Annotated in this window: 18 protein-coding genes; 7 read left to right on the top strand and 11 right to left on the bottom strand. The window is 71.5% G+C overall.

Annotation, left to right across the window (positions count from 1 at the left end; translation table 11 throughout):
* Nucleotides 1-39: 39 nt before the first annotated feature.
* Complete coding sequence (locus BLQ43_RS08120) at nucleotides 40-519, top strand: GFA family protein (RefSeq protein WP_090019643.1); 480 nt, start codon at nucleotides 40-42, stop codon at nucleotides 517-519.
* Nucleotides 520-536: 17 nt separating this feature from the next.
* On the opposite strand, the gene BLQ43_RS08125 is transcribed toward BLQ43_RS08120, so the two are convergent.
* Entirely contained in the window at nucleotides 537-1,004 is a 468-nt protein-coding gene (locus tag BLQ43_RS08125; protein ID WP_090019644.1) for a flavodoxin family protein, read from the bottom strand.
* 200 nt (nucleotides 1,005-1,204) lie between these two features.
* Nucleotides 1,205-2,281, bottom strand: a complete 1,077-nt coding sequence (locus BLQ43_RS08130; RefSeq protein WP_090019645.1) for a COX15/CtaA family protein — start codon at nucleotides 2,279-2,281, stop codon at nucleotides 1,205-1,207.
* Between the two features lie 137 nt (nucleotides 2,282-2,418).
* On the opposite strand from BLQ43_RS08130, the gene BLQ43_RS08135 reads away from it, so the two are divergent.
* Nucleotides 2,419-6,174, top strand: a complete 3,756-nt coding sequence (locus BLQ43_RS08135) for an Ig-like domain-containing protein (protein ID WP_090019646.1) — start codon at nucleotides 2,419-2,421, stop codon at nucleotides 6,172-6,174.
* Between the two features lie 15 nt (nucleotides 6,175-6,189).
* Here the strand turns inward: BLQ43_RS08135 and BLQ43_RS08140 are convergent, their stop codons facing one another.
* Entirely contained in the window at nucleotides 6,190-6,450 is a 261-nt protein-coding gene (locus BLQ43_RS08140; protein ID WP_090019879.1) for a Usg family protein, read from the bottom strand.
* Between the two features lie 521 nt (nucleotides 6,451-6,971).
* Between BLQ43_RS08140 and BLQ43_RS08145 the strand changes: the two genes are divergently transcribed.
* The 4 genes from BLQ43_RS08145 to BLQ43_RS08160 all read left to right on the top strand — a co-directional run bounded on the left by BLQ43_RS08145 (nucleotide 6,972) and on the right by BLQ43_RS08160 (nucleotide 12,161).
* Complete coding sequence (locus BLQ43_RS08145; RefSeq protein WP_090019647.1) at nucleotides 6,972-7,286, top strand: co-chaperone GroES; 315 nt, start codon at nucleotides 6,972-6,974, stop codon at nucleotides 7,284-7,286.
* A gap of 190 nt (nucleotides 7,287-7,476) precedes the next feature.
* Nucleotides 7,477-9,102, top strand: coding sequence for a chaperonin GroEL (groL, locus tag BLQ43_RS08150; protein ID WP_090019648.1), 1,626 nt, complete (start codon nucleotides 7,477-7,479; stop codon nucleotides 9,100-9,102).
* A gap of 168 nt (nucleotides 9,103-9,270) precedes the next feature.
* Nucleotides 9,271-10,407 (top strand): succinylglutamate desuccinylase/aspartoacylase family protein, encoded by a 1,137-nt coding sequence (locus tag BLQ43_RS08155; protein ID WP_090019649.1) that lies wholly within the window; start codon nucleotides 9,271-9,273, stop codon nucleotides 10,405-10,407.
* A 158-nt stretch (nucleotides 10,408-10,565) separates the two neighbouring features.
* Entirely contained in the window at nucleotides 10,566-12,161 is a 1,596-nt protein-coding gene (locus BLQ43_RS08160) for an ABC transporter substrate-binding protein (RefSeq protein WP_090019650.1), read from the top strand.
* Nucleotides 12,162-12,180: 19 nt separating this feature from the next.
* Here BLQ43_RS08160 and glcF read toward each other — a convergent pair whose 3' ends face one another.
* The 6 genes from glcF to BLQ43_RS08190 all read right to left on the bottom strand — a co-directional run bounded on the left by glcF (nucleotide 12,181) and on the right by BLQ43_RS08190 (nucleotide 18,546).
* The gene (gene glcF / locus BLQ43_RS08165; protein WP_090019651.1) at nucleotides 12,181-13,473 is read right to left on the bottom strand and encodes a glycolate oxidase subunit GlcF; all 1,293 of its coding nucleotides are present in this window, start codon (nucleotides 13,471-13,473) and stop codon (nucleotides 12,181-12,183) included.
* A gap of 2 nt (nucleotides 13,474-13,475) precedes the next feature.
* Complete coding sequence (locus tag BLQ43_RS08170) at nucleotides 13,476-14,738, bottom strand: FAD-binding protein (protein WP_176758586.1); 1,263 nt, start codon at nucleotides 14,736-14,738, stop codon at nucleotides 13,476-13,478.
* 9 nt (nucleotides 14,739-14,747) lie between these two features.
* Entirely contained in the window at nucleotides 14,748-16,229 is a 1,482-nt protein-coding gene (locus BLQ43_RS08175) for an FAD-linked oxidase C-terminal domain-containing protein (RefSeq protein ID WP_090019881.1), read from the bottom strand.
* 351 nt (nucleotides 16,230-16,580) lie between these two features.
* A complete protein-coding gene (gene ykgO, locus BLQ43_RS08180) occupies nucleotides 16,581-16,706 on the bottom strand; it encodes a type B 50S ribosomal protein L36 (RefSeq protein WP_090019653.1) in 126 nt (41 codons plus the stop codon).
* 147 nt (nucleotides 16,707-16,853) lie between these two features.
* Complete coding sequence (locus tag BLQ43_RS08185; RefSeq protein ID WP_090019654.1) at nucleotides 16,854-17,822, bottom strand: class I SAM-dependent methyltransferase; 969 nt, start codon at nucleotides 17,820-17,822, stop codon at nucleotides 16,854-16,856.
* Nucleotides 17,823-17,919: 97 nt separating this feature from the next.
* Complete coding sequence (locus BLQ43_RS08190) at nucleotides 17,920-18,546, bottom strand: cytochrome c oxidase assembly protein (protein ID WP_090019655.1); 627 nt, start codon at nucleotides 18,544-18,546, stop codon at nucleotides 17,920-17,922.
* 294 nt (nucleotides 18,547-18,840) lie between these two features.
* On the opposite strand from BLQ43_RS08190, the gene BLQ43_RS14365 reads away from it, so the two are divergent.
* Complete coding sequence (locus BLQ43_RS14365; protein WP_143006203.1) at nucleotides 18,841-19,062, top strand: hypothetical protein; 222 nt, start codon at nucleotides 18,841-18,843, stop codon at nucleotides 19,060-19,062.
* Nucleotides 19,063-19,129: 67 nt separating this feature from the next.
* On the opposite strand, the gene BLQ43_RS08195 is transcribed toward BLQ43_RS14365, so the two are convergent.
* Together BLQ43_RS08195 and BLQ43_RS08200 are read right to left on the bottom strand one after the other, a co-directional pair.
* Nucleotides 19,130-20,521, bottom strand: a complete 1,392-nt coding sequence (locus tag BLQ43_RS08195; protein ID WP_218119160.1) for an SLC5/6 family protein — start codon at nucleotides 20,519-20,521, stop codon at nucleotides 19,130-19,132.
* Between the two features lie 47 nt (nucleotides 20,522-20,568).
* A complete protein-coding gene (locus tag BLQ43_RS08200; protein ID WP_090019656.1) occupies nucleotides 20,569-21,450 on the bottom strand; it encodes a metallophosphoesterase family protein in 882 nt (293 codons plus the stop codon).
* Nucleotides 21,451-21,457 lie beyond the last annotated feature (7 nt).

The following is a 21,457-nucleotide window of genomic DNA, read 5'->3' on the forward strand; positions in this document are numbered from 1 at the left end:
CGCTTCCATGCCGGAAATCACGCCATCGCGGGGAGCGCCATGCACCTGGACGGCTCGTGCCATTGCGGCGCCGTGGCCTTTTCGGTCGAGGCCTACGCGCCCGTGCCCTACAACCGCTGCTACTGCTCGATCTGCCGCAAGACGGCGGGCGGGGGCGGCTACGCCGTCAACCTGGGCGCCGACGCGAACACCCTCAGCGTGCGCGGGCGCGCGGCGATCACCGTCTTCCACGCCCGGGTGGACGGCGAGCAAAGCCCGGGGGAGCGGCGCTTTTGTTCGCACTGCGGCACCGCGCTGTGGGTCTTCGATCCAGCGTATCCCGAGCTGGTCCACCCCTTCGCCAGCGCCATCGACACGCCGCTGCCCGAGCCGCCGGAGGTCGTGCACATCCTGCTGGACTCCAAGGCCAATTGGGTGCGCATCGACGCCCGGCCGGGCGAGGAGCAGCACGCCGGCTACCCGCCGGAATCCCTGGAAGCCTGGCACCGCCGCCACGGCCTGCTGGACGGCGGGCGCTGAGGGACGACGCTAGGCGGTCAGTAAATGCCCATGTCCAGCCCGGTCGCGACGAGCGTGCCCAGCTCCTCGCACTGGCCGACGAAGGCTTCTTGCCACTCGCCGTGCAGGATCATGGGCTCCTGGATGGGGCGCCAGCGCAGGCCCGTGGTGATGGATCGGATGGCGTTGTAGGTGCCGGTGCCGTCCTTGCCGGCGCGGATGTAGGCGGCGTAGGGCAGGGCCTCTGTGTCCTCGCCCACGGCGTAGAAGATGCGGTCGAAAAAATCCTTCAGCGCGCCGCTCATGTAGCCGAGGTTTTCCGGCGTGCCCAGGATGACGGCGTCGGCGGCGCGCACGTCCTCGGCGTCGGCGTCGAAGGGCCGCTTGGCGACCACCTCCACGCTTTCGATGTCCGCGCTTTGCGCCCCGCGCACCACCGCGTCCAGCAGGCGCTGCGTGTTGGGCGAGGGCGCGTGCGCGACGATCAGCAGCCGTTTCGCGGGCATGTGGCATCTCCCGGTGGCCTGCACCGACGATGCGGGGCGCGAAGTCCCGCCATCCAACCCTTCTCCTTCAGGAGAAGGGAGGGGCCCAGCTCGCCGTGTTCGCCGGCGCGCTGGGAGGGATGAGGCTCGCCACCCGCCGTGCCGGATGGCCCCATTCTGTGGTCATCGATGGGCTGGAAAAAGAATCCGCACCGGGCCGGTCAAACCCCCGCCGCGCCCACGCCCGGCGCGCGCACGCGTGACAGCGCCCAGATGGTCAGCGACAGCACGACGATGGCGCCCGCCTGGTGCGCCGCGCCCAACCACACCGGCACCACGGCCAGCAGCGTCACCACGCCCAGCACCAGCTGCCCCAGCGAGCCCAGCGCCAGCCACGCCAGCGCCCGCCGCGCTTCCTCGCTCAGCCGGGCGAAGCACCCCCACACCCACAGCGCCAGCCCGGCCACGACGGTCAGGTGCGCCAGCAGGCGGTGGTTGAACTGCACGGCGGCGACGTTCTCGAACCAGTTCAGCCACCAGGGCGCGTGCACGCCGTAGTTCGCCGGCACCACCTCGCCCGCCATCAGGGGATAGGTGTTGTAGGACATGCCGGCGTTCAGCCCCGCGACCAGCGCCCCGGCGACGATCGTGACCGCGACCAGCCCGGCGAAGGCCCACAACCCGCGCCGCACCCCGGCGGCGTCGGCACTGGCGGGCGCGCTCGGCCAGCGCAGCCGGATCGCCAGCGCCAGGGCGTAGGCGTAGATCGCCAGGGCGAAGCCGAGGTGCAGGGTGAGGCGGTACTGGCTGACGTCGGTGCGCTCGGCGAAGCCGCTGGCGACCATGAACCAGCCGAGCGCGCCCTGCAGCCCGCCGAGGACGAAGAGCGCGATCAGGTGCGGCGTCAGCCCGCGGCGCAGCTTGCCGCGCAGCAGCAGCCACAGGAACCCGGCCAGGAAGACCGCGCCGATCAGCCGGCCCCACAGGCGGTGCACCCACTCCCACCAGAAGATCGTCTTGAACTCCGCCAGCGACATGCCGGCGTTGAGCTCGCGGTACTCGGCCGTCTGCTTGTAGAGCGCGAAGATGCGCTCCCACTCCGCCTGCGACATGGGCGGCAGCACGCCGCTGACGGGGGCCCATTCCATGATGGACAGCCCGCTTTCCGTCAGGCGCGTGATCGCCCCGATCACGGCCATGGCGAAGATCATCCCGCACACCGCCAGCAGCCACGCGCCGACCGCGCGGTCGTCGGCGCGGCGCGCGGCGCTCTGTCCGGCAAACGTCAGCGTGCTCATGGCACTCGGCCCTTCCGGCTCTCCCGCGTTGGGGTGAAGCTAGCGACGGGGGTGGACCGCGCCAAGGCGCGTGCGGCATCGCGTCCCCGCCCGCGGCGGATTGAGCGGCGGCGCACGGCGCGCGTAGGCTTCGGGGCGTGCACGCGAACCGCGAGGATGCCGTGCCGGTCATCCGCAGCCTCACGCTCATCTCCACGCCCGCCGGGAGCACGCAGGCCGCCGGCGGCGAGAACCCCAGCGTCAGCGGCGACGGCCGCCGCGTCGCTTTCCAGAGCGCGGACCAGGCCTTCGAGCCGGACGCCTTCGACCGAACGCGCGATGTCTTCGTGAAGACGCCCGCCACCGGCGCCGTGCAGCGCGTCAGCGAGGACCCGGCCGGGCCGGCCAACGACGCCTCGATCAACCCGGTCATCAGCGACGACGGCGGCACGGTCGCCTTCGTGGCCGAGGATCTCACGCCCAACGACGGCGAACAGCGCGACGAGGTGTTCGCGCTCGACCTGGATGACGGCGGCGCGGTGCGCGTGCCCGGCGGCGACCTCGACCCACAGGGCGGGGATCCCGACAACCTGCGCCCGGCGATCAAGGCCGACGGCGGGCTGGTCGCCTTCGCGCGCGGCGGCACGATCACGCTCGCCGACCGCGCGGCCGGCACAGCGGACACGCGCCAGCCCGACCCCGTCCTGGCGGACAGCGGCATCGCGCTCACACCCGACGGACGGCTCTTCGCGGTCACGCAGGCGTTCGACGGTCCCGCGTCGAGCGACCTCGTCACCGCCACCGCCAACACCGTGCTCACCGACCGCGCCAGCGGCCTCGGCGAACGCCTCGACGGCTTCGGCGGGCTGGACGAGACGGCGATTCTGACGCCCACGGACACGAGGGGCGCCGCCGTCTCGGCGGACGGGCGGCACGTCGCCTATGTCCGCGAGCCCGGCGAGGGCGCGGAGATCGTGCTGCAGGACCGTGCCACGGACCGGATCGAGGTCATCGCGCCCGCCGGGCGGATTGCTGGCGGCGAAACGCCCGCGCTGTCCATCGACGCCGACGGCCGCCGCGTCGCCTTTTCCAGCGCCAGCGACGACCTCGTGCCCGGCGACGCCAACGGCGTGCGCGACGTCTTCGTCTACGACCGCGTCACCGACGAGATCACGCGCGTCAGCGAAACGCCCGACGGCGCGGGCGGCGACGGGGCCTCGCGCGATCCCGAGATTTCCGCCGACGGCGAGGTCGTGGTGTTCGAAAGCCGCGCCACGAACCTGCGCCCCGGCGACGCCGACAGCGCCCTCGACGTCTACCGCGTGCGCCTGGACGAACCCGCGTTCCCGGCCGAGCGCGTCCCCGAGCCCGTGCCCGACCAGGCCAGGCTGCGCAGCGACCAGTCCCTGACGCTGGATGTGCTCGCCAACGACCGCGATCCCGACGGCGCGGGGCTGGAGATCGCGGAGGCGGCCGTGACCGACGGCAAGGTCGATGTCGATGTGACCCCCGGCGACCGCCTGGAAATCGCTCCCGACCGGGATGCGGGCGGCCCCGCCACGATCACCTACACCGTGGAAGACGCCGACGGCCTGACCGCCAGCAGCCGCGTGGCCGTGGATATCGAGCCCGAGGACGGCGTCAGCGTGCGCGGAGTCGCGGACACGGGCGTCGATGCCGGCACGATCGGCGACGTGGCCGTGGGCGAGGACGGCGAGGTGATCGCGTTTTCCGCCACCGCCTCGGACCTCGTTCCCGAGGACGCCAACAATGCCCGCGACGCCTTCGTGCTCGACACCGCCGACGGCTCGGTTCAGCGGGTGAGCGAAACCGACGACGGCGCCGCGCCGGAGACCGGCATCGGCGCGTTCGACCTCAGCCCCGACGGCGAGGCGCTCGCCTTCACCTCGACGGCCGGCAACCTCGTCGAGGGCGACACGAACGGCCTCGCGGACGTCTTCCTCAAGGATCTGGGCACGGGCGACCTGGAGCGGGCCAGCGTCGGGCCGGATGGCGCGCAGGCCGGCGCGCCCGCGCGCGCCCCGGCGGTGGCGGACGGCGGCGCGGCCGTGGCCTTCGTCAGCGCGGCCGACAATCTCGTGCCCGGCGACGCCAACGGCGAGGCCGACATCTTCGTCCGCGACACGGGCGACGGCACGCTCACCCGCATCAGCGAGGGCATCGGCGATCCGCTCGCGCCGGATCGCGTGCTCGACATCGGCGCCGACGGGCGCTTCGTCGCCTACCTCGACGGCTCGGGACCCGAGGGGCAGGGCAGCGTGGTGCTCCACGACCGCGCGGACGGGACGAGCCAGCGGTTCGGCCCGGACGTGCCGGTGAACGGCATCCTACCGCCGAGCCTGAGCCTGTCGCCCGACGCGAGCACGATCGCGCTCAGCCGCGTCGTCAGCACCACGCTGATCGACGTCGAGACCGGCGAAACCACCGCCATCGCCGCGCGGCCGGACGGCACTGAGGCAAACTTCAACACCGGGGGAATCTCGCTTTCCGAGGACGGCGAGCGCGCGGTCTTCACGAGCGAGGCCACGAACCTCGTCGCCGGTGACGGCAATGCGGCCGACGACGTCTTCGTGCGCGACTTCGAGAACCCCGACATCGACGCCGTCGCCCCGCCGCCGGGACCGGACGCCCCCGACGCCGGGACCGCCGCCATTTCCGCCGACGGCGAAACGGCCGTCTTCACGCGCTCGCCGGAGGCGGGTGGCGGCGACCGGCTGTTCGTCGCCACGCTCGCGGACAGCCGCGACGTGCCCGCGCCCGATGCCAACGCCCTGCCGAACGCCACGGACGCGCGCCTGACCGGCGCGCCGGGGGGCACGCTGCGCGCGGATCTCGGCGAGCGCGTCACCGACCCGGACGATGACGGCGATGCTCTCGGCTTTGCCATCGGCGAAGCGCCGGCCAACGGCACGGCCACGGTCGGCGCGGACGGCACGCTGACCTACACGCCGGGCGCGGATGCCGGCGCGGGCGACAGCTTCACCTACACCGTGACCGACCCGGCGGGCGCCAGCGACACGGCCACCGTCCGCGTCGAGCCCGTCGCCGCCGAGCGCAACCTGACCATCCTCGACGGCACGCCGCAGGCGTTGACAGTCCCCTTCCGCGCCGAGGTCCGGGGCACGGCGGCGGGCGAGCGCGTGACGCTGGAAAGCGGCGCGGACGTCACCTGGGCGGCCGGGACCGACGACGGCGTGGCGCTGCCGGGGCCGCTCGGCAGCTACGAGGTGGCGCAGACGGGAACCGCGCTCGTGCTCTCCCGGCCCGAGGACGGCACGCGCGCGACCATCTTCCTCAACGGCGAGGTGGAGATCGGCTTCGCCGACGGCGTCGCCACGGCCGGGCTGGACACGGCGAGTGCGCCCCCGACGGTCACGCTGGGCGGGGAGGCGGTCGGGGCCGCGTTCGATCCCGACGACGTGACGCTCGGCCCCGGCCAGCCGGGCCGGGTGGTGCCGGGCCCGGACGTGGTGCCGGAGAACCTGACGGTGCTCGACGGCACCGGACAGCGGCTGGAGATTGCCTACCCCGGCCGCGTCGTCGGCACGGCGGCGGCGGAGACGCTGGAGGTCTCGGGCGACGACGGCGCCGTGGCCTTCGCGGCCAACGCGGGCGACCGCGTCGCGCTGCCGGGTGCCCTGGCGGATGCCGAGCTGGACGCCTCGGGCAACGTGCTGGAGATCGACAGCGCCGGGGCGGAAGCGGAAATCGCGCTCAACGCGGCCGTCGAGGTCGCCTTCGCCGACGGCACGGCCACGGCGCGCCTAGCCGATGGCGAGATCCGGCTCGGCGGCGAGGTCGTCCAGCCCGGCTTCGACGCCGAGGCCGCCGAGCTGGACGCGACCGACGTTTCCGCCCTCGTCACGGACGGCGGCAACGACGGGTTCGCTTGACCGCCGTCCGGGCGATCAGTGCAGCCGCCCCTCCCAGACGACGTTGCGGTAGCCGCCCGCCGCTCCGTCCGGCGCGGTGCACACGCGCACGGAATGCAGCGCGCCGTCGATGTTGTGGCGCCAGAAGTCGAGGAAGTGCGTCAGCACGGGCAGCTTGGGAATCAGGTCGTAGTCCTGCCAGACGAAGGTCTGGAGCAGGTCCGGATGGTCGGGCAGGTGGTAGACGATCTCCGCCGTCGTCAGGCGGTAACCGCCGATCGTGCAACGCGGGGTCATGGCGTCCATCACCTCCTGGACGGTTCGGGCCGGCGTGCCCGTTCGCACAACGAGCTGGCCCGTTCACCCCTCCAGCGTTGCACGCTTGTTCGCGCCCGGCAAGAAAATCCGGCCATATCAGAGGCTTGGCAGCCGCGCCGCGCGGGTGCTGCCAAAACGCCGCGGCGTTCGCGCGGCGTATCCCGGCCGGAGGGGTGCGCGCCCCCGACGGGCAATTCCGCCCGCCGCGCGCCCGTGGCACCGTCGCGTTCGCAAAAACCCGTTCGGCCCGTGGCGGCGCGCCGGGAAGAGGGTTGAACCGGCGCGCGCGCCTCCCCATTTCCTGGGCGCCGCGGCGTTGGCGCTCTCGGCGAGAGAGTGCTAAAACGCGGCGCGGCCGCCCGCCGGGCGCGGGCGGTGCACGGCACGCCGTGCGGCCCGCGCCGCAGCCCGGCGGTGGAACATCGGGCACGCGAGCCGAAACAGGACGACCTCGGGAAGCAGACCCAAACGACCCGCATCCAACGAGGTGGAGGATCGCCATGACATTCCGTCCGTTGCACGACCGCATCCTGGTCGAGCGCGTTGAGCAGGAGGAGCAGACCTCGGGCGGCATCATCATCCCCGACACAGCCAAGGAAAAGCCGATGGAGGCCGAGGTCGTCGCGGTGGGCGCCGGCGCGAAGGACGAGAACGGCAACCGGCTGTCCGTCGACGTCGAGGTCGGCCAGCGCGTGCTGATCGGCAAGTACGCGGGCACCGACGTCAAGCTCGACGGCAAGGACTACACCATCCTGCGAGAGAACGACGTCCTGGGCATCCTCACCAAGGGCGAGGGCGCCCAGAAGGCCGCGTAACGCCCGGTCGGGGCCGCCGCGCCGTCCGGCGCGCGGCCCCCGCCGCCGATGGCGGCGAACGGGCGTCCCGGTCTTTCGACGGTCCGAGGCCTTCGGACCGTCACCCGAGCGATAAAACAAAAGGTGAACAACCTTGGTGCAACCGGCGTCCGCCGCGTGTGGACGCGCCCGACGAAGGATCGAAGCGACGATGACCGCCAAGCAGCTCGTTTTCGGCCAGGATGCCCGCGACCGGCTCCTGCGCGGTGTCGACACCCTCGCCAACGCCGTCCGTGTGACGCTGGGGCCCAAGGGCCGCAACGTCGCCTTCACCCGCGGCTACGGCGCGCCGCGCTCGACCAAGGACGGCGTCACGGTCGCGCGCGAGGTCGAGCTGAAGGACCGCTTCGAGAACATGGGCGCGCAGCTCGTGCGCCAAGCCGCGCAGAAGACCAACGACATCGCCGGCGACGGCACCACCACGGCCACCGTGCTGGCCCAGGCCATCGTGCGCGAGGGCGCCAAGGCCGTCAGCGCCGGCATGGGGCCGATGGAGGTCAAGCGCGGCATCGAGCAGGCGGTCACGGCCGTCGCCGCCGAGCTGGACGCGCAGGCCGAGCGCACCAGCGAGCGCGGGCGCATCGCCCAGGTCGCCACGATCGCCGCCAACGGCGAGCGGGCCATCGGCGAACTGGTCGCCGACGCCGTGGAGAAGGCGGGCGAGCACGGCACGATCACCGTGGAGGAGGCCGCCGGCCAGGAGACCGAGCTGGACCTCGTGGAGGGGCTGCGTTTCGACCGCGGCTACCTCTCGCCCTACTTCGTCACCGACGGCGAGCGCATGCAGGCCGAGTTCGAGGACCCCTACATCCTGATCCACGACGGCAAGCTGGACAATCTGCAGGACCTCCTGCCGCTTTTGGAAAGCGTCGCGCGCAACGGCAGCGCGCTCGTCATCGTGGCCGAGGACGTCTCTGGCGAGGCCCTCACGGCGCTGGTGGTCAACCGCCTGCGCGGCGGCCTGCGCGTGGCGGCGGTGAAGGCCCCCGGCTTCGGCGAGCGCCGCACGGCCATGCTGGGCGATCTCGCGGTCGTCACGGGCGGCGAGGTCGTCGGCGGCGAGCTGGGCAACAAGGTGGAGAACGCCACGCTGGACATGCTGGGCCGCGCGCGCCTCGTGCGCATCACCAAGGATACCACCACCGTCATCGACGGCCGCGGCACCTCGGAGGCCATTCAGGACCGCGGCAAGCAGATCCGCGCCCAGATCGCCGAGACGGACTCCGAGTACGACAAAGAAAAGCTGCAGGAGCGCCTGGCGCGCCTGACCGGCGGCGTGGCCGTCATCAAGGTGGGCGGGGCCACGGAGTTCGAGACCAAGGAAAAGCGCGACCGCGTGGACGACGCCGTGAACGCCGCCCGGGCCGCGGTCACGGACGGCATCGTCACCGGCGGCGGCACCGCGCTCGCCATCGCCGCGCGCGCGCTCGACGGCGTGACGGCGCTCAACCGCGACCAGCAGGTGGGCGTGGACATCGTGCGCCGCGCGCTCCAGGCGCCGCTGCGCCAGATCGCCGCGAACGCGGGCGTCGAGCCCTCGATCGTGGCGGGGAAGGTGCTGGACACGGGCGACCCGAACTGGGGCTTTGACGCCGCCACCAACAGCTACGGCGACTTGCGCTCGGCCGGCATCATCGACCCGCTGAAGGTGGTGAAGACCGCGCTTCAGGACGCAGCCTCCGTCGCCGGCCTCATCATCACCACCGAGGCCATGGTCTCCGAAAAGCCCCGGAGCAAGGGCCACCACCACGAAGACGAGTACGACATGGCGATGTAGCCCGAAGCTCGCCAGCGCGGGTCGGTCGGGCGGCGGGCACCCGGCACGTTCGCCGCCTGCGTGGGCGCGGGTTGCCGCTCAACACCCCGGTGCCCTACGGTCAATTCACACGCTTCGACACGCTGTCGGGCGTGCCTGTGCGGGACAGGGCGGGGAGAGGCTGCGCGCATGGGCGGCGAACCGATCGATGTGCCGCTGGATGTGGAAACGCCGGGAACCAGCCGCACGGTTCGCATGGTGCGGTACGGCGATCCGGACGCACGCCCCAAGGCCTACATCCAGGCCGGGGTGCACGCCGACGAAACCCCGGGCTATCTGGTCGCCCGGCATCTGCTGGCGGAACTCGACGCCGCGCAGGAGGCCGGCCGGATCGCCGGGCAGGTCGTCGTGGTGCCGTGCGCCAATCCGCTCGGCCTGGCGCAGCGTGTGACCGGCGCCTCGCCGGCGCGGCAGGACCTTGCCAGCGGCCAGAACTTCAACCGCGGCTGGCCCGACCTTGCCGCCGCCGCGGCCGGCGCGGGCGACCGGCTCGGCGACGACGCGCGGGCCAACCTCGCGGAACTGCGTTCGGCCATGCGCGCGGCGCTCGACGCCCAACAGCCCGAACGCGAAATCGACGCCCTGCACCGCGTGCTCGCCCGCGAAGCCTGCGACGCCGATCTCGCGCTCGATCTGCACTGCGACGACGCGGGGCTGCTGCACCTCTTCATCCTGCCGGAGCTCTGGCCGGCGGCCGCCGACCTGGCCGGCGAGCTCGACTGCGCCGCGGTGCTGACGGCCGGGGTGACGGGCGGAAGCACCTTCTCCGAGACGCTGTCGGCAGCCTGGACCCGGCTGGGCGCGGCGCATCCGGACCTGCCGATCCCGCAGGGGTGCGTGGCCGCCACGGTGGAGCTGCGCGGCTTCGCCGACGTGGACGACGGGCTGGCCAAGCGCGACGCACGGGCGCTGGTGCGGGCCCTTCAGCGCCGCGGCCATCTGGCGGGCGACCCGGGCCCCGCGCCGCAACCACGTTGCGAGCCGACCGGCTTGGACGCCTGCGACATCCTGCGCGCGCCGGCCACGGGCGCCGTGATCTACCGCGCCGAACTCGGGCAGCAGGTTCGCGGCGGCGATCCCATTGCCGAACTGGTCCCGCTCGACGCCGGCCCCACCGCGCGGCAGCGAGCGGTTGTCCACGCCCGCACCGACGGCATCGTTCTGACCCGGCGGCTGCACCGCCAGGCTGCGCGCGGCGACGCGATCGCCAAGATCGCCGGTCGCACGCCGCTGGCGCATCGTCAGGGCTATCTGCTGGAAGACTGACCGCATGCCGCACGTGCGGCCCGTGCCTTGCTCCACACCCCTCCCGGAGTCCACCATCGGCGGGTTAACGGCATCCGGCAACGTCGTGTGCCGGTTTGCGTGCGACACAAAAACGCCGACCCCGCCAGGATGGTGGGCGGATGCAAGGGAGGACGCGCATGACGGATCATCCACGCCAATCGGATATGCCGGTGAACCGGCGCCGCTTCATGCAGGGCGCCGCCGCGCTCGGCGCCGGTGTCGTGGCGAACGGCATGCCGCTGTCGCGGGCGGTCTGGGCGGCCGAGGGGAAGGTGCTGGTCGCACGCGCCTATTCGGACATCAACAAGCTCGACCCCGGCTTCTATCAGAACGCCTACAACGTCGATGTGATGAACTGCATCTACTCGAAGCTGATCGAGTACAAGCCGGGCGACGCGTGGGACTGGCAGCTCCAGGCGGCGGAGTCCATCGAGCAGGTGGACGACACCCACATCCGCTTCAAGCTGCGCGAAGGTATCATGTTCACCGGCGGCTACGGCGAGATGACCGCCGAGGACGTGAAGTTCTCCTTCGAACGCATCATCGAGCATGACAGCCCCGTGAAGGACGACTGGGGCCCGCTCGACCGCGTGGACGTGGAAGACAAGTACACCGGCGTCATCGTGCTCTCCAAGCCGTTCGTGCCGCTGTGGAACATCACCCTGCCCTACGGCTGCGGCCACATCGTCTCGAAAAAGGCGGTGATGGAGGCGACGGAGAACGGCGGCGACTTCGGCATGGAGCCGCCGTGTTTCTCGGGGCCCTACGTGCTCGATGAATGGAAGCCCGGCCAGCACGTCAAGCTGACGCGCAATCCGGAATGGACCGGCCCGAAGCCCGGCTTCGACGAAATCCGCATCCTGCCGATCGACGACACCAAGTCGGCCGAAACCGCCTATCAGGCCGGCGACCTCGACTTTACCCACGTCACGCTGGCCTCGCTGAAGCAGTTGAAGGAAGACCCGCCGGCGAACACGACGATCGAGGAAAACCCGTCCCTGTATTACGTGTACCTGGGAATGAACCAGGAGCACCCGAAGTTGCAGGACATCAACGTCCGGCGGGCCGTGCAGTGGGCGATCAACGTGCCGGAGGTCCTGAACGCCGCGTACTTCGGTCAGGCCGAGGTCGCCACCGGCTTCGTCGCCCCCGGTCTGACCGGCCACCGCGACGCGGCGCTGATCCCGCCGGAAGGCGATCCCGACAAGGCGCGCGAATACCTGAAGAAGGCCGGCGCCGAGGGGATCACGCTGCAGATCGACGCGCTCAATCAGACGAAGTTCAAGACGATGGCGGAGGTCATCCACGCCCAGCTCGCCCGCGTCGGCATCAACCTGGAGATCGATGTCCAGGACGCCGGGTCGTTCTGGACCATCGGCATGGAGAGCGAGGGCGATCGCTGGAAGAAGATGCAACTGATCCTGCAGCGCTTCTCCATGGTCCCGGACCCCTATTACGCCACGACCTTCTTCACCTGCGAGCAGGTCGGCAAATGGAATTGGGAGCGGTTCTGCAACAAGCGCTTCGATGAGCTGAACGCGAAGGCCGTGACCGTCCAGGACCCCGAGGAGCGGGCCAAGATGTACCACGAGATGCAGGACCTGCTGGAGAAGTCGGGCTGTTACCGCTTCCTGACCCACGAGGGCTCGCCGGCGATGTATCGCACGACGGTGACGGACCCCGCGACGCGCCCCGACGGGCGACCGCTCTACCGGGACTTCAAGCCGGTCTGACGACCGGCGGCCCCCCGGGTTATTCAGCCGCCGCCACGCGCGGCGGCTTCGGGCCGCCCGTCGCCCAGTCCAGCAGCTCGACGGTGTGGACGATGGGCGCGTCCAGGGCCGGGTCCAGGTGCGTCTGGCAGCCGACGTTGCCGGTGGCGACCACGTCCGGGGTGGTGCGGGTGATGTTGCCCGCCTTGCGGTCGCGAAGCTGGTTCGCCAGTTCCGGCTGGAGCAGCGAGTAGGTCCCGGCCGAGCCGCAGCACAGGTGGCCTTCCGGTACGTCCGTCACGGTATAGCCGGCAGCGCGCAGCAACTGCTTGGGCGTGCGCGTGATTCCCTGGCCGTGCTGGAGCGAGCAGGCGGCGTGGTAGGCCACGCGCAGCCCCGGCGCGGTGTCCACCTGAAGGTCCAGCTCCGCCAGCACTTCCGTGACGTCGCGGGCGAGGGCGCTGACGCGCTCGGCCCGGTGCTTCCAGGCCTCGTCGTGGCGGAAGAGGTAGCCGTAGTCCTTGATCGTCGGCCCGCAGCCGGAGGTGTTGGACACGACGGCGTCCAGCCCCTCGCCGTCCAATTCGCGCTCCCAGGCCGCGATCGTGCGCCGCGCGTGGCCCTTCGCCGCCTCGTCGCGGCCCAGGTGCTGGACGATGGCGCCGCAGCACCCAGCGTCCTTCGGCACCACCACCTCGACGCCGTGGCGCGTCAGCAGGCGGATCGTCGCCGCGTGGATGTCGGGGGAGACGACCGGTTGCGCGCACCCGCTCAGCAGCGCCACGCGCATGCGCCGCTCGCCCTCGGCCGGGTAGACGCCCGGCCGCTCGGCCCACGACGGCGCGGGCAAGCTGGCGGGCGCGGTTGCGGCCAGGTTGCGCAGCCGCCCCGGCAGCCAGCGCGCCACCGGCCGCGCCGCCTGGGCCCCCAGCAGCGCCGCGCGGAAGCGCCGGCGGTAGGGGATCAGCTCTTCCAGCAGGCGGCGCAGCAGGCGGTCGGGCAGGGGGCGCGTGTAGGTCCGCTCGATGTGGTGGCGGCCGTGTTCCAGCAGGTGGGCGTAGTTCACCGTCGCCGGGCAGGTCGTCATGCAGGACATACAGGTGAGGCAGCGGTCCAGGTGGAGCACCGTCCTGTCGTCCGGGGTGCCGCCGTCCTCCAGCATGTTCTTGATCAGGTAGATGCGCCCGCGCGGGCTGTCGTTTTCGTCGCCCAGCAGCACGTAGGTCGGGCAGGTGGCCGTGCAGAAGCCGCAGTGCGTGCAGCTCCGCAGGATGTCGTTGGCCTCGTTCGTGTCGGGATCGGCGAGCTGGGCGATGGAGAACTGCGTCTGCATCGTCAGCCGGCCCCGTCCATGCGGCCCGGATTGAGGATGCCGGCGGGGTCGAAGGCGGCCTTCACCTTGCGCGTCAGCGCCGCCAGCCCCGCGTCCTGCGGCTGGAAGACCTGGGCCCGGCGGCGCGCCGCCTCGCCGGCGGCGATCAGCGTGGCGTGGCCGCTCGTGCCGGCCAGTGCCGCGCGGACCTCGCGGTGGCGCGCGTCCTCGCCTTCGGGCAGGTCCAGCCAGATGCGCCCGCCGCCCTGGTCCAGGTACCAGCGCGCGTTCGCATCCAGCTCGCAGAGCTTCGCCGCCACGCGCGCGCCCTCGCTGGGCGGCACCGCCAGCCGCCACACGGCACGGCACTCGCCGCCCAGCAGCGGCGCGACGTCGCGCACGGCGTGCCACAGCGGGCGGCTCGGTCCGTCTTCGAGGATCTCGGCCTTGGCGTAGTCGCCGACCACGTGGCGCGCCAGCTTTTCCGCCCGGTGGACGGCGGACTTGGGGGCTCCCTCCACACGCAGGAGCGTCAGGCTGGTGTCCGTTTCCGGCAGGTGCCGGTCGCTCGCCCGCTTCGCCGCCGCGTGCGGGATGTGCGCCGCGCCCGAGACGGCGTAGGCGGATTGCAGCCCGGCCGTCAGCGCCGCCACGCCCGTTTCCGCGTTCAGCCCGCGCAGCAGGATCGTGCGCGTCGCCTCCGCCGCCGGGAGCACCTTGAGCGTCACCTGCGTCATCGCGGCGAGCGTGCCGAAGCTGCCGCACATCAGCTTGGGCAGGTCGTAGCCCGTGACGTTCTTCACCACGCGGCTGCCGGCGCGGATGCGCTCGCCCGTGCCGGTGACGAGGTGCGCGCCCAGCAGGTGATCGCGCGCGCTGCCCGCCGCCACGCGCCGCGGCCCCGCCAGCCCGCACGCCAGCGCGCCGCCGATCGTCCCGGCATCCGGGCCGTGGCCGAGCAGCGGGCCGAGGTCGGGCGGCTCGAAGGCGAGTTCCTGGCCCTTGTCCGCCAGCGCCGCCGCGATCTCGGGCATGGGCGTCGCCGCGCCCGCCGCGAGCACGAGTTCCTCCGGCTCGTAGAGGTCGATGCCGGTGAAGGCGGACAGCTCGACCGGCTGCGCGGGCGGCAGCGGCTTGCCCAGCGCCTGCTTCGTGCCCGCGCCCACCAGCGCCAGCGGCCGTTCGCCGCCGTGCGCGTCCGCCACCAGCGCGGCCAGCTCGTCCGCATCCGCCGGGCGGGCGGCGCGGGCGTGGATCGTTTCGGGCGCGGAATCGCCGTCGCTCACGCTCACCCCTCAGAACCGCGGCAGGTCGGGGAAGGGCATCTGCCCGTGGTGGATGTGCATGCGCCCCAGCTCGGCGCAGCGGTGGAGGGTCGGGAACATCTTGCCCGGGTTGAGCAGCCCCTGGTCGTCGAAGGCGCACTTGATGCGGTTCTGGAGCTTCAGCTCGGTGTCGTTGAACATCGTGCCCATCAGGTCGCGCTTTTCCACGCCCACGCCGTGCTCGCCCGTGAGCACGCCGCCCGCCTCGACGCAGGCGCGCAGGATGTCGGCGCCGAAGTCCTCCGCGCGGTGCAGCTGGTCGGGATCGTTGGCGTCGTACATGATCAGCGGGTGCAGGTTGCCGTCGCCGGCGTGGAAGACGTTGGCGACCCCGAGCCCGTAGTGCTCGCTCAGCTCGCGGATGCGGGTGAGCACGGAGGCCATGCGGTGGCGCGGGATGGTGCCGTCCATGACGTAGTAGTCGGGCGTGATGCGGCCCACGGCCGGGAAGGCCGCCTTGCGCCCGGCCCAGAAGCGCGCGCGCTCGTCGTCGTCGTGGCTGACGCGCTCGTAGGTGGCGCCGTTGTTTTCCGCCAGGTGCGAGACGCGGGACAGCAGCTCCTCCACCTCGGCCTCTGGGCCGTCCAGCTCCACGATGAGCAGAGCTTCGCTGTCGGTCGGGTAGCCGGCCTGGACGAAGTCCTCGGCCACGCGGATGGCGGGGCCGTCCATCATCTCCGCGCCCGCGGGCACGATGCCGTTGGCCAGGATGTCGGCCACGGTGTCGCCCGCCTGCTCGGCGGAGGGGAAGCCCAGCAGCACGGCGCGCGCGCTTTCCGGCGCGGGCAGGATGCGCACCGTGACCTCGGTGACGACGCCCAAGAGCCCCTCGGAGCCGACCATGAGGCCGAGCAGGTCGTAGCCCTCGGGCTCGCCGTGCTTGCCGCCCAGGCGCAGAACCGTGCCGTCGATGAGCACCATCTCCACGCCCAGCACGTTGTTGGTGGTCAGCCCGTACTTCAGGCAGTGCACCCCGCCCGCGTTCTCGGCGACGTTGCCGCCGATGGAGCAGGCGATCTGGCTGGACGGATCGGGGGCGTAATAAAAGCCCTCGTGCTCGACGGCCTGCGTGACGGCCAGGTTGGTCACGCCGGGCTGGGCGACCACGCAGCGGTTGTCGAAATCGATGTCCAGGATCTGCTTGAACTTGCCCAGCCCCAGCAGCACGCCGTCTTCCAGCGGCAGCGCCCCGCCCGAGAGCGAGGTGCCGGAGCCGCGCGGCACCACGCGGATGCCGTGCTGGTGGCAGTACGCCAGCACGCGGCTGACCTGCGCGGTCGTTTCCGGCAGCACCACCACGAGCGGCGCCTGGCGGTAGGCCGTGAGGCCGTCGGCCTCGTAGGCGCGGCGCTCCTGCGCGCTGGAAATGACGCAGTGATCGGGGATCAGGTCCGTGAGATCGCGCGCGATGGCGTCGGCGCGGTTCAGCACGTCCTGATTCGGGGCCGGCATCTCGACCATGGCAGCCTCCCGGCCGGGCGCGTGATGCAGCCCGGTGTATTCGGGGAAGCGTGCCCCCGGCGCGGAGACCGGTCAAGTTCCGCTTGCGAAGACCTCAGCAAGCAGCGCCTGCACGCGACAGCGTGCGCGACAGTGGTTTTAAACAAAAACCATTCGTTTAGCGGGGCTTTGCCTGCGCGCGACTTGGCGCGACCGGAATCGGAGAGCGGTTCGTCGGGCGATGCGGGCACACGAAAACGGGGAGCCGGGCTGATTCACCCGGCTCCCCGGTTTTCTTTCCGGCGTGCCGCCGCATAAAGCCCCGCGCCCGGCCGGGCGCGGCCCCGTTTCAACGTGCCGGGCTTAGCCCTGGCGCGCCTTGAACTTGGGGTTCTGCTTGTTGATGACGTAGATGCGGCCGCGGCGCTTGACGAGGCGGCAATTCTTGTCGCGCTTCTTCAGGCTGCGCAGCGAGTTGGCAGTGCGCATCGCTCTCGGCCTCACGATCCGGTTGGGTGTTGCGGGACGACCGGGGCATCCCCCGGGTGCTGAGGCGCGGAAGCTAGGCATCCGGGCCGGCCGCGTCAAGATAGAGCGCCCGCGTCAAGGCGCGCCGGGCCGCCGCTTCGGCCGGACCTACCAGTCGGCCAGCATCCTGTTCTCGTCCTTCTTGAGCGCGTGGAAGCGATAGACCCGCAACTCGCCCTGCTGCAAGGCTTGCAGGCGGCGCGTCCACAACTCCGCTTCCTCCAGCACCAGCTCGCCCAATTCGCGGATGCGCCCCGAATCCCGGGCGCTCTGCATGTAGGCGGCCCAGGCGTGCTGGATGGTCGCCGCGACCTGATTCGTGACGTCCTCGGTGATGGGAATCTTCAGCTTGCGGTCCTTCAGCGCGTCCTTGTAGTCGTCCACGCTGTAGAGCGTCACCGGCGTGCGCTCGCGCTGGCGCCAGGCGTCGATCAGCGCCGACTCCTGCACCGTGCTGTCCTGCACGACGTAGTCGGTGAACAGCAGCTGCCCGCCGGGCTTGAGCGCTTCCTCCAGGCGGTCCAGCAGCGTGAGCTTGTCGCCCACGCGGAAGAAGGCTTCCTTGGCGAAGATGCGGTCGTAGCCGCGCGCCTTGAGGTCCGGGTCGTCCAGCGACTCGTGGTGAACCGGGGCTTTGCGCGTCAGTCCGGCGCGCTCGGACAGGGTGTGCGCCACTTCGGCGAGCTGGGGATCGGGCTCGATCCCCGTCATCCAGCAGTCGTAGGCGCGGCAGATGGCGCGCGTGCCCCCGCCCAGGCCGCAGCCGGCGTCGAGCACGCTCATCGAGGAATCCAGCCCCATCGGCGCGCACAGCCCGACGATGTGATCGCGGTCCCCCGGCCGGTCGAGGCCGCGGCCCCACAGTTCCTGAACGAACGAGATGCGCGCGTCGTCCCAGGGCACCTTGGCTTCCGGCGCGCGCACCTCGTGGCCGGTTTTCGCGGGTTTGCGCTTGCGCGGGGCCGGCAGGTAGACGTCGTAGCCCTCCCACCACGCCTTCAAGCGCGCCGACAGCGGAATGCGGCCGCTGGCGACGTCCTCGCGCTTGAGGCGGATGGAGGTCTTGGCGGCAGCCATGGAACCACCCGTGGGCACACAATCACACCACACGGTTGCAAGGCTGCTGCCATCGCCCTTAAGAAATTGTTAACGTCGATCAAGTGCAGCGGCGCGCTCAACCGCGCGAGTCCCCATCCGGCTGGCCGCCGTTTTCCGGCTGACGGCTCGTCTGCGGCGTGTCCAGGCGGTCCAGATCCTTCGCGCCCTCGGGGTTCGCGGAGTGGAAGAAGGTGTAGGACAGCGTCAGCTGGCGCACGTCGTCGGTCGTGGAGTCCTTCAGCATCTGCGGCGAGACGAAGAACTGCACCGGCATGCGCACGTGCTGGCCGGGCTTCAGGCGCTCCTCGGTGAAGCAGAAGCACTCGATCTTGGAGATGTACTCCCCGACTTTCAGCGGGGTGACGTTGTAGGCCGCGTGGGAGACGATGGCCTCGTTCGAGGTGTTCTCGGCTTCGAAGAAGACGGTGTTGCGCTCGCCCACCTGCACGGTGACGGTCTTGGGCGGCGTCACGGTCCACGGCAGGTCGTCGGCCACCTGGGTGGAAAAGCGCACGCGCACCTTTTGGTCGACCACCTGCGTCTGCGTGCCGGCGTCCGCGCGCTGGGTGGTGCCGCCGATCCCGGTGACGCGGCAGAACATGTCGTAAAGCGGCGCCGCATAGTAGACGAGCGTGCCCATGCCCGCCAGGACGACCATGATCGGCAGAAGCGTGCGCCAGTGCCGCGGAACCAGCCGTCGCATGCGTGCTCTCCTCAGCGAGCGATCTACCCTTGCGTCACGTCTATGGGACAGCGGGCGCGAGGGAGCAAGCGGGGTGCGGCGAATTGCCCCCTTCGACAGCTGGCGGCAGCCCGCCCCGAGCCGATATATGGAACGCGGATGTCCGCGCACCACCCCGATCGGCTAACCGGGGGGTCGCGGAAGCGTGACCCCGGTGGGCATTGCTGCGCGTGATGTGCGGCCGCGGTTCCGGTACACTCGCATTAACAGTTGAAGGCTGTCCGACCGACGACAGCCGTGAAGGGGAATACCGCGATGGCAGCAAGCCAACGACCCGCCGATCCCGGGCGACCGTGCTCGGCCCTCGCCGTCCTCGCCCCGGACGTGCAGGCGATCGTTCAGGCCGAGTGCCCGCGCTGCAAGGGTATCGGGCCGGACTGCATCGCCGAGCGGCTTTGGGAATTGGCCGCCGCGGATTGCGTGCCGCCGCGCTCGACCACGCTCCAGCGCCTGCGCCGGCCCGAGGACGATACGTAACAATCACGGCAAGCGCCGAGGCCCGGGTGCCATCGGCGCGATAGCCCACTCCCCCGTACGCTTCCGTTTACGCTCGCCGCGCCCGCGGCCCGGCCAACCCGGCGGCGAAGGCGCCGAAGCCGATCGCCAGCACGGCCACGCAGATCACCAGCAGCTGGCTGTACTTGTGCTCCAGGCCGGTCGCCGGGGCCATGACGGCGAGGTGCCCGGCCGTCTCCAGGAAGTAGAGCACCGCGCCCGTCAGCGCGGCGGCGAAGGCGGTGAAGTAGCTCCAGCGCGGCGCCGTCAGCCCGCCCCACAGCGTCAGCACGATCACCGGCGCCAGGAACATCGAGGCGGTGCCGCTCACGGCCACGGCGGAGAAGAGGTCGTCGCTGCCGGCGAACAGCAGCAGCAGGCCGCCCGCCATGAAGCCGGCCATGAACAACCGGCCGCTCTGCAGCTTGGGCGGGGCCAGGCCCATGTCCACGACCGTCAGCTTGGCCGCGCTGGACAGCGTGGAGTCCAGCGTCGACACGGCGGAGATCACCAGCGCCAGGTTGAACAGCAGCAGCGTCGAGGGCGCGAGCTGGCGGGCCAGGGTGTCCATCATGGCCTCGCCTTCCATGCTCACCAGCCCGGCGTTCACGCCGATCAGCCCGAAGGCCAGGATCGTCAGCGTGCCCAGCCAGGCGGCGTGGAGGAAGCTGCGCCGCGTGGTGCGCCGGTCGGCCAGGAAGCCGCGGTCCATCATCACGGGGTCGTGCATGGGATAGCTCCACACCTGGAGCCCCGCGACCGCCAGCAGCACCCAGCCCGGCCCGGCGTCGGCGCTGCCCGTGGTGGCGAGCATGCCCGTCAGATCCAGCTCGCCCGCGAAGCCGAGCTGCATCAGCAGCGCGCCCAGCACGCCGATCAGCAGCACCATTTGCAGCACGTCGGTGCGCAGCGAGGCGCGCAGCCCGCCGAGCATGGAATACACCAGCGTCAGCACCGCGATGGCGCCGATGGCGAGGTTGTATTCCAGCGTTCCCGCCTGCCCGAAGATGATGCCGACGACGAGGAGGTTGGCGAAGACCTCGCTGAGCAGGCGCACGGCGATGAGGACGTTGTAGCAGCCAGTGCCGAGCCGGCCGTAGCGCGCGCTGAGGAAGCCCTGCACGCTGCTGTGGCCGTGGCGGAAGCGCAGGGAGTGGATGATCGCGCCGCCGGTGAGGAAGGAGAGGTAGTAGCCGGCGTAGGCCAGCGTGCCCGGCAGGCCGAAGTAGAAGCCCAGGATGGCCGCGTTCATCAGCGAACGCGCGAACACCCAGGTGGTGACCTGGGAGAGCACCAGCGTGACCACGCCGGGCGCGACGCCGTCGGGCGCGGTGCCCTTGAAGAAGCCGTCGGCGTAGCGCACGCGCGGCGAGACGAAGAAGCTGGCCAGGATGATGGCGCCCACCGCGGCCGGCAGCGCCCAGGTCATCAGCATCTCCATCCCGTCTCCTCCTCCTCGTTCGTGCTGGGGATCGTTCCGGCTCGGGGCTACCGCGCCGCCGCGGCGATTGGCGCCCACCGCAGCGTCCGCGTGGCCGGCAGCGCCACCCCCGCCTGTGCCCGCTCGGCGGCGGGCAGCACGTCCTCGCTCGGCCAGCGGCCGGTTTCCAGTGCGCTTGCGTAGGCCTCGGGCAAGCGTTCGGCGCGCATGCGCGCCGCCGCGCCCGCGTGGTCGTAGCTGAGCGCGTGTAGCTCGACGCGTACGCCGTCGCCATCGGGGATCAGCAGCGCGGACCAGCCACGCGGCGTGCCATCGTTGGCCGGCATCCCCACCGAGCCCGCGTTGACCCAGAGGCCGTCGCCGAGGTCGTGCACGAAGGGGATGCCGGCGTGGCCGGCGACGATCGCGTCGACGCCAAGGGCACGCAGGGCGGCGTGCTTCTCGGCCGCGTCGGTCGAGGCGAACACCCAGCCGTTGATCTGCGCCGGCGAGCCGTGGACGGCGGCGACGCGAACGCGCCCGACCCGGAAGCGCAGCACGCGGGGCAGATCGCGCATCCAGGCGCGGGCATCGTCGGTGAGGTGGCGGTTCGCGTGGGCGTACCACGCCCCGCTCAGCGCGTCGCAGGCGCTGCCGGCGGCGAAGTTGCAGCCGCAGTCGTCGGCGCGCTCGCCCAGCGATTCCTCGCAGTTGCCCATCACGGTGTGCACGCCCGCCTCGCGGATGGCGTCCACGGTTGCCTGCGGGTCGGCGCAGTAGGCGACCACGTCGCCCGTGCAGACCGTGCGCTCGGGCGGGATCCCGTGCTGCTCGGCGGCGGCGAGGGCCGCGCGCGTGGCTTCCAGGTTGCTGACGGGACCGCCGAACACGAAGACGGCCCCGTCGCGGGGGCCGAGATCGCGGTCCGGTTCCAGCGTCGCGCCCGTCATGTCAGCT

It is taken from the genome of Limimonas halophila, from assembly GCF_900100655.1.
Lineage (GTDB): Bacteria > Pseudomonadota > Alphaproteobacteria > Kiloniellales > Rhodovibrionaceae > Limimonas > Limimonas halophila.